Origin of the sequence: Micromonospora sp. URMC 107 (assembly GCF_051386315.1) — a bacterium.
GTDB lineage: Bacteria > Actinomycetota > Actinomycetes > Mycobacteriales > Micromonosporaceae > Micromonospora.
The window spans coordinates 63815-79214 of record NZ_JBPQTK010000006.1 but is presented as its reverse complement, the minus strand read 5'-3'; the positions used below and the strand labels follow the sequence as shown (position 1 = coordinate 79214).

The 15400-nt window shown below is 72.3% G+C and carries 6 protein-coding genes; 4 read left to right on the top strand and 2 right to left on the bottom strand.

What is annotated here, in order from left to right:
- Positions 1-6 precede the first annotated feature (6 nt).
- From ACSNN9_RS02565 to ACSNN9_RS02550, 4 genes are all read left to right on the top strand, one after another.
- Positions 7-6693, top strand: a complete 6687-nt coding sequence (locus ACSNN9_RS02565) for an amino acid adenylation domain-containing protein (protein ID WP_436671003.1) — start codon at positions 7-9, stop codon at positions 6691-6693.
- 34 nt (positions 6694-6727) lie between these two features.
- Entirely contained in the window at positions 6728-9448 is a 2721-nt protein-coding gene (locus tag ACSNN9_RS02560; protein ID WP_436671002.1) for an amino acid adenylation domain-containing protein, read from the top strand.
- A 74-nt stretch (positions 9449-9522) separates the two neighbouring features.
- Positions 9523-10713 carry an MFS transporter gene (locus tag ACSNN9_RS02555; RefSeq protein WP_436671001.1) on the top strand — a complete coding sequence of 397 codons (1191 nt, stop codon included), beginning with the start codon at positions 9523-9525 and terminating at the stop codon, positions 10711-10713.
- 74 nt (positions 10714-10787) lie between these two features.
- A complete protein-coding gene (locus ACSNN9_RS02550; protein ID WP_436671000.1) occupies positions 10788-13028 on the top strand; it encodes a penicillin acylase family protein in 2241 nt (746 codons plus the stop codon).
- 101 nt (positions 13029-13129) lie between these two features.
- Here ACSNN9_RS02550 and ACSNN9_RS02545 read toward each other — a convergent pair whose 3' ends face one another.
- Positions 13130-14200 (bottom strand): hypothetical protein, encoded by a 1071-nt coding sequence (locus tag ACSNN9_RS02545; RefSeq protein WP_436670999.1) that lies wholly within the window; start codon positions 14198-14200, stop codon positions 13130-13132.
- Entirely contained in the window at positions 14188-15168 is a 981-nt protein-coding gene (locus ACSNN9_RS02540) for a LuxR C-terminal-related transcriptional regulator (protein ID WP_436670998.1), read from the bottom strand. Before ACSNN9_RS02540 ends, ACSNN9_RS02545 begins: the two co-directional genes overlap by 13 nt.
- Between the last annotated feature and the right edge of the window lie 232 nt (positions 15169-15400).

The window sequence follows — 15400 nt, the reverse complement described above, 5'->3', positions numbered from 1 at the left end:
GAGATGATGACTGCTTCCGATGTTGCCGTCGGTAATCTGGTGGAGTCGTTCGACGAGGTCGTCCGACGTCACCCGGACAGCGTCGCGGTGTGCTGCGGAGACCGGCGGATGTCGTACGCCGAGGTGGCCGCCCGGTCGACGGCTCTCGCCGTGGCGATCAGGGCGCGGGTCGACGACCCGTCCCGTCCGGTGCTGCTGCTCCTGCCGCGTTCGGTGGACATGGTGATCGCGAGCCTGGCCGTGCTGCGGGTGGGCGCGGCGTACGTGCCGGTCGATCCGTCCGCTCCCGCCGCCCGGCTGAGGCTGATCGTGGCGGACGCGGCGCCCTCGGTGGTGTTGACGACTCCCGAGCTGGCGGAGCTGCTGTCGCCGGACACCCCGGTGATGGGGCCGCGGGACGTCGCGGAGGACCGGAGCGACGACACCGACGGGCGGTGCCCCGCGGCGTGGGACACCCGCGCCTACGTGATCTACACCTCGGGCACCACCGGGCGGCCGAAGGGCGTGGAGGTCAGCCACGGCAACGTGCTGCGGCTGATCCGGGCCACCCAGCCGCAGTTCGGCTTCGGCGCCGGGGACGTCTGGACGATGTTCCACTCGTTCGCCTTCGACTTCTCCGTCTGGGAGATGTGGGGGGCGCTGCTGTCCGGTGGCCGGCTGGTCATCGTGGGACAGGACGTCGCACGGGACCCGGTGGCCTTCCGGGCGTTGCTCGCCGTGGAACAGGTGACGATGCTCAGCCAGACGCCCACCGCCTTCAACAGCCTGGCCGCGCACGAGGTCTCCCAGGCCGACAGGCTGCCGCTGAAGTGGGTGGTCTTCGGCGGTGAGGCGCTGCGCTTCGGTGACCTCCGGCCCTGGGTGGGCAGATACGGCGACCAGCAGCCGCAGCTGGTCAACATGTACGGCATCACGGAGACGACGGTCCACTCCTCGTACCGCAGGGTTCTGGAGGCCGACCTGACGAGCACGGCCAGCCTCATCGGGCGTCCGCTGTCGGACCTCGACTTCCTGCTCTGGGACGAGCAGGGCCGGCCGGTGGCCCCGGGCCAGACCGGTGAGATCGTCGTGACCGGACCGGGGGTGGCCACCGGATACCTGGGCCAGCCCGGATCAACCGCCGAGCGGTTCCTCGACCTGACCGTCGACGGCAGGCCCGTGCGGGGATACCGGTCCGGTGACCTCGCGCGCCTGACTCCCGCGGGGGAGTACGAGTACCTGGGGCGGGCCGACGACCAGGTCAAGATCCGTGGGCACCGGGTCGAGCTCGGGGAGATCCACGCGGCGCTGACCGCGGTACCCGGCGTCGGGCAGGTCGCGGTGACCGTCCGTCGGGCGCGGCCGCAGCGCAATCCGGTGGTGAAGGAGGAAGCGGTGTCCGGGCGGATCTCCCCGGTCCGCAGCCTCGTCCGGGCCGGGCGGCCGGCGGCGTCGGGCACCGGCAACGACCGGACGCAGATCGTCGCGTACGTGACCCACGACCCCGGCTGCGAGCTGGCGGAGATTCCGGAACTGCTGCGGGCGAGCCTGCCGTCGTACATGCTTCCGGCGTTCATCGTCCCGGTGCCGGAGATTCCCGTCAACGCCAACGGGAAGGTCGACTTCACGCTCCTGCCCGCACCGACCGCGGCCAACCAGCTCCGAGCGCCGATGGCCACGGAGGCAATCGCCGACGCCTCGTCGGCGGCCGTGGAGCGGGCGATCTGCGCGCTGTTCGAGGAGGTGCTCGGCGTCGAGGGGGTGGGACCCGACGACTCCTTCTTCGGCATCGGCGGGGACTCCATCGTCGCGGTGCAGCTGCGTGCGGCCGCGGCGAACCGCGGGATGACGCTGGACCTGGCCGACATCTACGAGCTGAGGACGCCGCGTGCGCTGGCCGCCAACGCGGTCGCCACGGACGAGTCGGTCGACCCGCCGGTCGAGCCGTTCAGCCTCATCGACCCGGCGGACCGGGCGCTCCTGCCGGCCGGCACGGTGGACGCCTACCCGGTGGCCACCCTCCAGGCCGGCGTGCTGTTCCACAGCGCGTACGCCGAAGGCGTCAACATGTACTGCGACATCTTCATGTTCCGGTTGCGCGCCAGGTTCGACCACGACGCCATGAGCCGCGCGCTCGCGCGGGTGACCGAGCGCCACGAGATCCTGCGGACGTCGTTCCACCTGTCCGGCTTCTCGCAGCCGCTCCAGGTCGTCCACGCGCAGGCCCGCACCCCGCTGAGCGTGACGGACCTGAGCCGGTTCGACGAGGACCGGCAGCTGGCCGAGTTCGAGGCCTGGCGACGCCGGGAGATGAGCAACCCGTACGACTGGGCGCGGCCGCCACTGGTCCGGTTCACGGCGCACCTGCTCGGCCCGGACGAGTTCATGTTCTCCATGAGCTTCCACGACACGATGTTCGACGGGTGGAGCGAGACCTCACTGCTCGCGGAGATCCTCGTCGACTACTGGCAGGACCTGCGGGGCATCGCGTCGCACGACCGTGCCCTGCCCGTCCGCCGGTACGCCGACTTCATCGCCAAGGAACAGGCCGTGCTTCGCGACGAGGCGGTCCGGGACTTCTGGCGGCAGGAACTGGCCGACGTCGAGCCGAGCCTGCTGCCCCGCCTGGCCCGGGGCTCCGGCGACGTCCACCAGGGACGGATGGGCTTCCTCAGCGTGGACCTCCCGGCGGAACTCTCCGACCGCCTGCACCAGCTCGCCGCCGCCTGCGGGGTGTCGGTCAAACACGTGGTGATGGCCGTCCAGGCCCGGGTGGTGATGGTGCTCACGGGACGCGACGACGTCGTGCTCGGCGTCGCCGCCAACGGGCGGGTCGAGGAGGAGGGCGGCACCGAGGTCATCGGCCTGCACCTCAACCTCGTACCCTTCCGGCTCCGGCCGCGGGGTCGCACCTGGCGCGACCTGATCGCGGCGACCAGCGACAAGGAACGGGAGTTGCTGCCGGTGCGGCGCTTCCCGCACGCCGAGATGCTCCGCCTCGCCGGCGTACCCGAGCTGACCGACATCATGTTCAACTACACCCACTTCCACGGCTACGAACGGCTCGCCCATGCCACGGGCATCGAGGTGGTGGACGGCTTCGGCTACATCCAGACCAACTTCACCCTGCGGGCCGAGTTCAACAAGGATCCGTTCAGTCGACTGCTCACGCTCGACCTCGAAGCGAACATGGAGCGGATCTCGGAGGACCAGCTCCACGAGGTGGCGGACATCTTCCTGCGGGCGCTGACGAGCGTCGTCGACCAGCCGGACGACGAGCCGACGCAGGTCGCGCTGCTCGGTGAGCAGCGGTACCGGGCGTTGCTGGAGATCTCACGCGGGCCGGTCGAGCCGGCGACGGCGACGGGCTTCCTCGAACGGATGGCCCGTTCGGTCGAGACGTTCCCCGACGAGGTGGCCGCCGTCTGCCGCGGCCGCGAGATCACCTACCGGGAGCTCGCCGCACACGTCGAGCGGGTGGCCGGATGGCTGCGTGCGCGGCAGGTGGGTCACGGCACCGTGGTCGGCCTGGCCAGCGGCCGGAACATCGACTACCTCGTCGTCACCCTCGCCATCCTCCGCCTCGGCGCGGTGTACCTGCCGCTGCCGCAGGGCCCGGTCGCACGCGTCGCCCGTATGGTCGGGCGGGCGGAGGCGAGGCTGGTGGTGTGCGACGAGACGCACCGCGCCGCGTTGGCCGCGATTCCTGACCTCGAGCTGGCCGACCTGGCCGACGTCCTCGCCGCACCTGACACCCCGGTCGCGCTCGGCCCGGCACCGAGCGGTCGGGACAGTGCGTACATCCTCTTCACCTCGGGCTCCACCGGCGACCCCAAGGGTGCCCTGATCCGGCACGACGGCATGCTCAACCACCTCGACGCCAAGATCCAGCAACTGGACCTGCGGCCCGGCGACCGGCTGGCCCAGGACGCCGCGGCCACCTTCGACATCTCCGTCTGGCAGCTCCTCGCGCCCCTCGCCGTCGGCGCCACGACCGTGATCTACCCGGACGAGACCGGTCAGGACGCGGCGTCGCTGCTGCGGGCCGTGGCCGAGGACGGGGTCACCGTGCTGGAGGTGACGCCCTCCGTGCTCAACATCATGTGCGCCGAACTCGCGTTCTACGGCGTCGACGCGTTCCCTCCGTTCCGCCTGCGCTGGGTCGCCTCGCAGGCGGAGACGCTGACCCCGCAGTCCGCCAACGCGTTCCGCCGGCTGCTTCCCGGGGTGGGGCTGCTGAACATGTGGGGGACGACCGAGACGTCCGACGACGTCCTGCACCACCTCGTCGCGGCGGACGTCGACGAGCGGGACGCCTCCGTCCCCCTCGGACGGCCCGTGCGCAACACCGCCCTGTACGTGTTGGACGGCGCCCGGGAGCCGGTGCCCACCGGCACGCCGGGGGAGCTGTACGCCGGCGGCATCTGCGTCGGCGGCGGCTACGTCAACGACCCCGACCGGACCGCCGCGGTCTTCGTCAACGACCCCTTCACCGTCGACGGGGACGGCGTCATGTACCGCACCGGCGACCGCGGCCGCCGGCTGGCGGACGGCGCGCTGGAGTTCCTCGGCCGGATCGACAACCAGCTCAAGATCAGAGGGAACCGCGTCGAGCTGGACGAGGTCAACCGCGCCCTCGCCGGGGTCGAGGGCGTCCAGGAGAGCGTGGTGATCGTCCGGCGGTCCGACGACGGCGGCAAGCAGCTCGCCGGATTCTTCGTACCGGAGGTGGTCTCCGGCGGCGCCGGCGGTTCGACCGAGGGCGCCCTGGTCCGCCGGGACCTGCGGCCCGAGGAGGTCCGCTCCGGGCTCAGCCAGGTCCTGCCCCGCAACGCCATCCCGGACTTCCTCGTCCGCCTGGACCAGTTGCCGCGTACGAGCCACGGCAAGGTCGACACCCGGTCGCTGGCGGCGACAGCCCTGTCCCCGGTCGACGAACCGACCGAGGAGGGCTCCGCCCCGATGACCTCGATGGAGGAGGCCGTCGCCGAGATCTGGGCCTCCGTGCTGTCCGGGCGCCGGCCCGGGCCCCAGGTCAGCTTCTTCGATCTGGGCGGCCACTCCCTGCACGCGACGCAGGTCCTCGCCCGGCTGGGGGACCGTCTCGGGGTCCGTCTGCCGATCCGGGAGCTGTTCGAGAACCCGACGCTACGGGGCTTCGCCGCCCGCGTCGAGGCGGCGCTGACGGACGACCGGGAGGCGGACGTGCCGATCCCGGCGAGGCCCGCCGGCCTGCGGGAGTTCCCGCTGTCCATGGCGCAGTCGAGCCTCTGGTACCTCGACCAGCTCGACTCCGACGGCGCCTACACCGACGGCTACCTCCTGCACCTGCATGGCGAACTCGACGTGCCGGCCCTGCGGGCGGCCGTCGACCGCCTCGTCACGCGGCACGAGGTGCTGTCCAGCCGCGTCGTCGAACGCGACGGTGTGCCGTTGCTGGTCGTGGATCCCGAAGCGAAGCCGCGCCTGCGGGTGCGGGAGGCCACTGACGCGGTGGTCGCGCAGGGGGACACCGAGGCGATGCTGGAGTACGTCACGCAGCGGGCGACGCGGCGCATCGACCTCGGTGGTGTGCTGACCCAGGCCACCCTGTACCGCTTCTCCGAACGGGACCACGTGCTCGAATGGACGAGCCACCACGTCGTCACCGACGGCTGGTCCAACGAGGTGATCCTGCGGGAGATCGCGGAGTCGTACGCGGCGCACCGGGCGGGACGGGAGGCGGATTTGGCCCCGCTCCCGATCCAGTACGGCGACTACTCCCGCTGGCAGCGGGACTACCTCGAATCGGCGTCGGCCCGACGCGATGGCGACTTCTGGCGGTCCTACCTGAAGGGCTACGACGGGGAGCTCGCCCTCGCGACCGACCTGGAGCGGACCGAGGACCGCGCGCGGGCCGCGGGCCAGCGCCGCCGGGAGTGGGACGAGACCTTCTCCGCCGAGGTGAGGGCGTTCGCGCAGCAACACCACGTGACCCTCTTCATGGTCGTGCACGCCGTCAGCGCGGTGCTGATGGCCAAGCTCGCCCAGCAGTCGGACGTGGTGATCGGTGCGGCCGTCGCCGGTCGGCACCCGGCGGAGACGAAGGACCTCGTCGGCTTCTTCGCCAACACCGTGCCGTTCCGCTACCAGGTCGACCCGGAGCACAGCGCGCGGGCCGTCATCGCAGCGGTCCGGGACAGCGCCCTGAACGCCCTGGACCACCAGAGCCTGCCGTTGCAGAAGATCGTGGACCTCGTGGGAGTACCCCGTCGACCCGGAGTCAGCCCCCTGGTCCAGGTCGTGGTCTCCGTCGCCCGGTCGATGCGCGGTGCCGCCGCGCTGCCGGGCCTGGACACGACCGTGACCCCGCTGGGCGCGCAGACGAGTCGCTTCGACCTGTTGCTGCACTTCACCGACGCGGACCGGATCGCGCTGACCATCGAGTACGACCGGTCGCTGTTCACCCCGGAGGCCGTCGACCGGCTGGCCGGGGCGGCCGACCGGCTGCTGAGGTTCTTCCTCGCCAGCCCGGACCGGCCGGTGGAGGAGGCGACGCTCGTCGACGACGAGGACCGCGGAGCGCTCGGGGAGATCTGGCGGGAGGTGAGCGGCCAGTCCCTGGAGATCGACCACCGCGCGACGGCGACGCTCATCGACTCCCCGCACTGGGGCGCGTACGTGTCGCGGGTCGAAGCGGCAGGGCTGATCGTCCCGCTGGTGCTCGCCCTGTGAGAACCGGCGATCCGAAACCTGGGGAGAACCGCTCATGACGTCGACCGATCGCGCGTTACGGCTGCGTCGGCGGCTCGCCGGACGCCGCGACGTGTCCGTACCGGCGGTCGGCCGGACCGACACCGCGACGGTCACCGCCGACAACCTGGTCGCCGCTTTCGACGAGGTCGCCGGTCGGCACCCCGACCGGGTCGCCGTCCGCTGCGACCGGCAGGCCCTGACGTACCGGGAGCTGGCTACCGCCTCCCGGGCCCTGGCCGGCCGTATCGCGACGGTCGCGTCGCCCGGCCAGCCGGTCGGCGTGCTGCTGCCGCGCTCGGCGCGGATGATCGTGGCGGCGCTGGCGGTGCTCCGGACGGGGGCCGCGTACCTGCCGCTCGACCCGGAGGCGCCCGCCGCCCGTACCGGCATGATCGTCGGTGACGCGGCGCCGTCCCTGGTGATCACCACGGATGCGCTCGTCGACTCCCTGCCCGCGACGGTCGCGGCTGTCCTGCTCGACGCGTCGGACGGCGGCGAGGAGCAGCCGGACCCGCCCGCCGCACCGGCCCGCCCGATCGCGCCCACCGACCGGGCGTACGTCATCCACACCTCGGGCACGACCGGCCGTCCCAAGGGGATCGAGGTCTCCCACGCCAACGTCCTGCGCCTGATCGGCACCACGCAGCCACTGTTCGGGTTCGGGCCCGGGGACGTGTGGACCATGGCGCACTCGTTCGCCTTCGACTTCTCGGTGTGGGAGATGTGGGGGGCGTTGCTCACCGGCGGGTGTGTGGTCGTCGTCGAGGCCGAGGTCATGCGGGACCCGGTCGCCCTGCGGCGCCTGCTGCGGGCGGAGCGGGTCACGATGCTCAGCCAGACGCCCACCGCCTTCAGTTCGCTGGCGGCGCAGGAGGACGAGTACGACGACCGGCTGCCGCTGAGGTGGGTGGTCTTCGGCGGTGAGGCGCTCCGGTTCGCCGACCTGCGGCCATGGGTCGCCAAGTACGGCGACGCCGCGCCCGAACTGGTCAACATGTACGGGATCACCGAGACCACCGTCCACGCCTCGTACCGCCGGATCCTCGCCTCCGACGTCGCCGGCACGACCAGCCTGATCGGCGCTCCGCTGCCCGACCTCGACTTCCTGTTGTGGGACGAGGACGACCAGCCGGTCGCCGACGGCGAGATCGGGCAGATCATCGTCACGGGTGCGGGCGTGGCCCTCGGATACCTGGGGCAACCGGAACTCACCGCGCAGCGGTTCATCACCGTCACCGACGCGCAGGGGCGGCCCGTACGCGGCTACCGCTCCGGGGACCTCGCCCGGCGGGCGCCTTCCGGCGAGTACGAGTACCACGGGCGCAACGACGACCAGGTCAAGATCCGTGGCTACCGCCTGGAGCTGGGTGAGGTGCATGCCGCCCTGGTCGCCCTGCCCGGTGTGCGGCAGGCCGCGGTGGTGCCGCACACCGCACCCGGCACGGGAACGCGGCTGGTGGCGTACGTCGTCGGGGACGGTGTCGCCGGCCCGGCACGGCTGCGCTCCTGGATGGAGGGTCGGCTTCCGGGGTATGCCGTTCCGTCCGCGTTCATCCTCGTCGACGCGCTGCCGCGCACCGCCAACGGCAAACTCGACCGGGCAGCCCTGCCCGACCCGGGCCCCGTCCGGACGCCACACGTCCCCGCAGGCGTCGACGACGTCACGCGGTCCCTGCTGGCGATCCTGGGCGAACTGCTGCCCGGCACCGAGGTCGAAGCAGACACCGACTTCTTCCGGCAGGGCGGGAACTCCCTGCTGGCGACCCGCCTGCTGGCCGCCGTACGCCGACAGTTCGGTGTCGTCGTCCCGCTGCGCGACTTCCTGAAGGCACCGACGATACGAGCGGTGGCGGGCGCGGTCCGTCGGGCCCGGCCGGCCGGACAGGGTGCGGCGTCCCGCCGCCCGGTCGACCTGTTGCCGCTGGGGGACTCCACGGCGGGCGGGGCGCCCGTGGTGGCGCTGCCCGGCGTCTTCGGGATCGGCGCCTCGATGGCGCGGCTGTCGACGCACGTGCGGGGCCGCCCGTTCTACGCCCTGCACACCCGCGACCTCCTCCGGGCGCAGGACGGCACGCCGTCGGCCGCCGCCGCCGCGCAGGCCTGCCTGACCGAGCTGCCGCCCGTCGCCGATCCCGGGGTCCACCTCGTCGGACATTCCCTGGGCGGGGCGATGGCGCTGCACCTCGCCCACGCGATGCGGGCGGCCGGCCGCCAGGTGCGCAGCATCACCCTGCTCGACGCGCCGAGCCCACGCTGTCTCCACCAGCGCCTCTCCGAGGATCACCGGACGCGGCTGGTCGCCTTCCTCTCCGACGTCGCCCTCGCGTTTCCCGAGCACACCCGCCGGTGGCGCGAGCACTCCCCGCAGTCCGCGGTCGGGTTGGCCGACGCGGAACTCCTGCGTTGGGCCGCCTCCACCGCGGCGCCCGCGCTGGCTGCCACGATCGGCGAGCTCGCCCCCGCCTTCGAGCACTACCGGACGATGGGACGGATCATGGCGGAGCCCGCGCCTGCCCTGGCCGTGCCCGCACTGCTGCTGGTGGCGGGCCTGGAGAGGTCCCACGACGATGACGGGCACACCGAGGGCTGGCACCTGGTGCTGCCGAACCTGACCGAGAGGGTGGTGGCCACCAGCCACGAGGGCATGCTGCGTGACCCCGAGGCGGCAACCGTCGCCGAGGCAATGATCGAATTCCAGAGCCAGCAGGACAAGACGGAAGGAAACCCGAGTTGACCCGGGAACCGGCTGCGAGCCCAGCGTTCCGCCCACCGCGACTGGCCAGGATCCTCGTCGGCGGTTCCGGCGTGATGAGCCTGGCCAACGGCGTGACGATTCCCTTCCTCGCCATCTACCTCCGCAACGAACTCGGCCTGTCCGTCTCGACGGTCGGCCTGGTCATCGGCTCCTCCGTGCTCTTCGGCATCTCCGGTGGGTTCCTCGGCGGCGCGCTCTCCGACATCGTGGGACGCCGCCGGGTCCTGCTCTCCTGCCTGCTGGTGGTGATCGGCAGCTTCGTCGGGTTCTTCTTCGCGCGCGACGCCGTGACGGCGTTCGTCTTCAACGCGTCCATGGCGTTCGCCACCAGTGCCTTCAGCCCGGTCGCGAAGGTGCTCATCAGCGACCTGCTCCCCGTCGCGCTGCGGGTGAAGTGGTTCTCCTACCAGTACCTCGCGATCAACGCCGGCTACGCCGTCGGCCCGCTGATCGGCGTGGCCCTCGGGTTCACCGGCGCCCGGATCTCCTTCCCCGCCGCCGCCGCCGTGTATGTGGTCTACTTCGCCGTCCTCTGGACGGCCACGCGGCAACTGCCGCGACCGTCCGTCGGGAACGCCGGGCTGGCGACCCTCGGCCGCAGCACGGGCGCCATCGTCCGCGGACTGGGCGAATCGGCCCGGGCGGTGATGTCGGACCGCCGCCTGCTTCTCCTGCTCATCGGCGCGATCCTGTTGGAGACGGTGCACAGCAGGATCTCGGTGCTGCTCGCCCAGAACTTCGTCATCGACTTCGCCGACAGCGCCCGGGTGCTCGCCGCGGTCATGACCACCAACGCGGTGGCGGTGATCATCCTCCAGCTCTTCGCCGCCGGCTACGTGCAGCGCTACAGCCCGCTGAACGCCATCACCCTCGGCGGGATCCTCACCTTCGTGGGGATGGCCGGCTTCGCCATCTCCGAGCAGATGTGGCACTACATCGTGGCGATGGTGGTGTTCACCGTCGCCGAGACCCTGATCGTGCCGTCGGAGTTCGCGCTCGTCGACCGCATCGCGCCCGAGGACCGGCGCGGAGCCTACTTCGGCGCACAGACCTTCGCGCAGGTCGGCGGGTTCACCGGACCGTTCCTCGGCAGCCTCGTCCTCGCGTCCTTCGGCGGGCCGGCCATGTTCCTCGCCATCGGCTCCCTGGCGTTGGTGAGCGTCGCGATCTACCTGCTGGTCGGCCGGCGCATCCCTGACCTGAGTCGCGATGACACGCTCCCGGAGACCGAAAAGGCGTCATGAGAGCCGCGGCGGGCATCCTGCGCCTGGCCGCCTGGCCGAGCAGTCGTGCGCTCCGGCGAACCCGGGTACTTTCCATGGCGGCCCTGCACGGGACCGTCGACATCGACCGCGACGAACGCGGCATCCCGTGGATCCGTGCGGGCGACGAGCGTGATCTCTACGTGGGCGTCGGGGTCGCGATGGCGTACGACCGGCTGTGGCAGATGGACGTCCTGCGCCGGCGGGCGACCGGCCGACTGGCGGAGGTGTTCGGCGAACGCGCTGCCGGTTCGGACGTCCTCGCCCGTACCCTCGCCTTCGAGCGGGCCGCCCACCAGAGCGAGGCCCTGCTCTCATCGCCTGCCCGCGCCAACCTCGCGGCCTTCGTCCACGGGGTCGACACCGCGGTGCGCCGGATGCGGCGCCGCGGGCAGCTCCCGCTCGATTTCCACCTGGCGAGGTACCGGCCGGGCCCGTGGTCGGTCGGCGACTCGCTGGCCATCGTCAAGCAGCTCGGTTTCCATCTGGGCCGCAACCTGCAGCAGGAGATCTTCCGTAGCCGGCTGCTCGCGGAGCGACCGGACCTCGTCCGCAGCTTCCTGGCGCCGAAGTACCCGCCCGGCGGCAGCGTCACCATCGCCGCCGACGCCCCGGCAGGGCCGGCGGCACGGCGTGGCGACACCGCGCTGCTCTCCGCGGCCGGTGCCGCCCACCTCGGCGACCTCTTCGCTGGCCGGCAGGGGAGCGGTTCGAATGCGTGGGCGGTGTCCGCGGCCAGGTCCGCCACCGGCTACGCCGCGCTGGCCAACGACCCGCACATCCTGTTCACCCAGCCGAGCCTCTGGTACCAGCTGGGACTGGAACTCGACGGCGAACGCGCGTACGGGGTGACGGTGCCGGGCGTGCCCGGACTGGTGATCGGCGCCAACCCGGATCTCGCGTGGGGGGTGACGAACTCCACCGTCGACACCCAGGACCTGGCCGTGGGGGAGCGGACGGACCCGACGGGAGAGCCACGGTGGTCGCAGACCAGCGTCGTCCGGGTCCGAGGCGGGAACGAGATCACCGTGACCGCCGCGGGCGGGACGGGATACGTCGACCTGCCGGGCCCACGCGGTGCGGACGCCGACCCGGTGGCCCTCTACTGGAGTGGTCTTCACCCGTCCACCGAGGCCGAGAGCTGCCAGCGGATGTGGCGGGCGCGCGACTACCCGGCGTTCCGCGACACCCTGCGGGGTTTCGGTGTGCCCGTGCTCAACCTCGTCGTCGCGACCCGCGACGGTGTGGTCGCGCTGCGGACGGCCGGAATCGTGCCCCGCCGTGACCGTCAGGAGGGCCTCGCCCCGGCCGGCGCGGCCGAGGTGGCCGCTCGCTGGACCACCACGCTCGCGTTCGACGAGCTGCCGGAGGTCGTCGATCCGCCCGCGGGCTTCGTGGTCAGCGCCAACCACCAGATCCTGCCCGACGGGGCCGCCCCGCACCTGGGCAGCGACTGGGGCGGACCGTACCGGGCCGACCGGATCGAGGAGCTGTTGACGGCGACGCCGACGGCCCGTCCGGACGACTTCGGCGCGTGGCAGATGGACCTGCGCAACGGCCGGGCACGGCGCATCCTGCCCACCCTGCTGAAGGCGCTCGATGAGAATCCACCGGAGTCGCCGCTGGCCGTGTTCGGCCACCAGTCGTTGGCCACCTGGGATGGCAGGGACGACGCCGACCAGGCCGCACCTCTGGTCTTCGGGGCGCTGACCCGGGTGTTGACCGAGCGCTGGATTACCAGCCGGCTCGGTGCGGCCGTCGCCGACGCCATGACCGACGTCACCCTTCAGGTGGATCACCTGGTGATGGACGTGGACGCCCGCCGGCGGCTCGGCGAGACGGAGGAACTGCCGGCCATCGTCGCCGACGCCCTCACCGAGGCGGCGCGTCGACTCGCCGACAGATTCGGCGACGACCCCACCGGCTGGCGCTACGGCAGGTCGAACCGGATCGCCGACCAGCACCCCCTGGCCGCGGCGTCGGCGACGCTGCGATCGCTGTACGGATCGCCCCCGACCACGGTGGGCGGCGGCGGGCAGAGCGTCTGTCTGATGTACCCCGACCGCGACGGCCAGGTGGTCGAGGGCGCACCGTGGCGCTTCGTCGTCGAGTTCGGCCCTTCCGGCGGCACCCGCATCCGCGACGTGCTCCGCCACGGCAGCTCGGGCAATCCCCTCTCGCCGCACTACGGGGACCAGACGTTGGCGCACGCCGAGGGGCGGCTGTACGAGGTACGCCTCGACAGCCCGCCGGAGGTACGTGGACGCCTGACCCTGGCGCCCCGGACGGCGGGGTGATCGGATCGCGCACGCCGACGGTGTCGTCGCGGCGCACGAGCCCACGGACCGGCGGTGGCAGCCGGGGCGGGTCGTCCACGGCCGAGGTCGACCGCCCGCCGCTACTCGGCCCCGGGAGATCCCCGAGACCCGCCGGTCTCCGCCGCGGCCGGCGGTCGGGGTCGGTCGCCGCCACTGGCCGGGCAGCGGTGGCCGGCCGGCACCTGCGGGGCGGGGGACGTCTGGCGGAACGCCGCCTGGACGCCGGCCTGGAACCGGGTACGCGCGCCGAGGTCGCTCATCAGGGTGGCGATACGCCGTTGCACGGTGCGGTACCCGACGCCGATCTGGCGGGCGATCGCCTCGTCGGTCAACCCGGACAACAGCAGCACCACCAACCGCCCGTCGTCGATCTCCGTGCTCCGGCTGCGGCCCTCGCCGCCACCGCGGTCGGCGGGCAGGTGCAGTGGCACCGCCCGGCGCCAGAGGCTGTCGAACAGGGTGCGGAGCGCGTCGAGCAGGGCCGACGGGTGGACGATGATGGCGCTCTCCTGCCCGATCGGCCCGGGCTGCATCGGCAGGATCGCCTGCTGGTCGTCGGCGATGTACATCTTCATCGGCAGATCAGGCAGGACGCGGGCCTGCTGCCCGGTGCGGATCAGCTCCTCGATCGTGGGCAGCCCACCGCTCTCCTCCACGGCAGCGCGGTCGTAGATGCAGCGGCACTGCACTCCGGCGGCGAGCAGCTCCCGGTCGGTCGCGGCGGTGCTCTCCAGGTGGACGTACGGCGGCTTGTCGAAGCAGCACAACTCCCGTCGGGCGCTGCGCTGCACCTGGTTGACCGCCTGCTGTACCGCGCGGCGGCCACGTACCACCTCGACGACGCGCGGGTCGACGTCGGCACGGGCATCCCGGTATGCCTCCGTGAGCCGCAGGAAGTGGTCGTGCGTCCGGTCCAGAACGGCCTCGCGCTCCTGCAGGAGCCCGGCGACGACGTCGGTGGCGGATGCGGTGTACCGGGGCGGGGTCCCGGGCTGGACGCCGATCAGGCCGGCGGCCTCGAGCCGGGCGAGCGCGTCGGACAACCGGCCCGGCCCCGACCACATCGCGGCGAGCTCGGCGAGGGTGGCGCCGGGGCGTTCGAGCAGCAGGTCGTAGGCCGTCTCCTCGGCGTCACCGATCAGTTCGTACACAGATCCTCCCGGTCCTCGGCGGTCAGCCAGCCGCGCTGGACGGCCTGGTAACCGGCCTGGAACCGGGTCACCGCGTCGAGCCGGGCGAACAGCCGGTTCATGTGCCGCCGGACGGTGCGCGCGTGGCAGCCGAGGTGCTCGGCGACGTCCTGTTCGGTCAGTCCGGCGACCAGCAGCGCGAGCAGGTCACGTTCGAGGTCCGACGGCGCGTCCGGGTCCGACTCGACCCGCTGCCGGACCCCCACGTCCAGCGGCACGGCCCGTTCCCAGAGGCTCTCGAACAGCGCCGACAGTGCCGACAGCAGGACGGAGTCACGGACCAGCAGACAGGTCTCCAGCGCGAGGTCCGGTCGCAACGGCACGAGGCCGACCTGCCGGTCGCAGAGCATCAACTTCATCGGAACGTCCGCGACCCGGGCGTGCTCACCCGCCGAGACGAAGCGGGCAAGCTGGGCGAGCCGCCCCGGGATGGCCATGCCCTCCCGGTCGTAGATGGTGCGCATCCGTACCTGCCGACGCTCCGCCTCCTCGGCGGGCAGGGCGAACGCGTTCAGGTACGGCGGCGCATCGAAGATCAGCAACTCCTGCCTGGCGCTGTCCTTGAGGTTCTGGAAGGCGGCGTGGATGGCGTCGCGGCCGTGGAGCACCTCGACCAGTTCCGAGTGTTCGGCGGTCGCGGCCCGCTGGAACCGGTCGGCCATCCGGGTCACCCGCTGGCGCAACTCGCGCAGGGATTCCCGGCGCTCGGTCAGCAGGGGGCCCAGCGCGACATCGGGCGCCACCGCCGTCCACCGGGGAGGCTGACCGGGCAGCCGGGTGGCCAGGCCGAGCTCGGCCAGGCGCGCGAAGTCGGCGGTCCCGGCGACGTCGGCCGACACCGGGCCCGGGCTGGCGACCAGTGACTCGTAGAGGGCCTGCTGCCCGGGGGACAGGCCGAGGTCGGGGAACGACCATTGATCATCCCGCATCCGGTCATGCTGCCCCTGGACCGGCGGTGGCGACAAGGGGTCGTGTGATCGATCGTTCGGCGGGTGATCCGGTCCGTACCCACCGTCACCTGCGGCGGCGAGGGCCCTCCGGGGTGTGCCCCATTCACGCCAGTGGCGTGAACCAGGCAGACGGGCGGCTTCCGTGCCGCCGAACCCGCTGCGAAGCTCCACGGGACGCATCCGTTCCCCCTGCGTACACCCCCTTGGAGAG

Bases quoted from the DNA above. Each gene is read 5' to 3' on its own strand.
- ACSNN9_RS02560 (WP_436671002.1), top strand. From the start codon at position 6,728: ATGACGTCGACCGATCGCGCGTTACGGCTGCGTCGGCGGCTCGCCGGA.
- ACSNN9_RS02540 (WP_436670998.1), bottom strand. From the start codon at position 15,168: ATGCGGGATGATCAATGGTCGTTCCCCGACCTCGGCCTGTCCCCCGGG.
- ACSNN9_RS02550 (WP_436671000.1), top strand. From the start codon at position 10,788: ATGGCGGCCCTGCACGGGACCGTCGACATCGACCGCGACGAACGCGGC.
- ACSNN9_RS02565 (WP_436671003.1), top strand. From the start codon at position 7: ATGACTGCTTCCGATGTTGCCGTCGGTAATCTGGTGGAGTCGTTCGAC.
- ACSNN9_RS02555 (WP_436671001.1), top strand. From the start codon at position 9,523: ATGAGCCTGGCCAACGGCGTGACGATTCCCTTCCTCGCCATCTACCTC.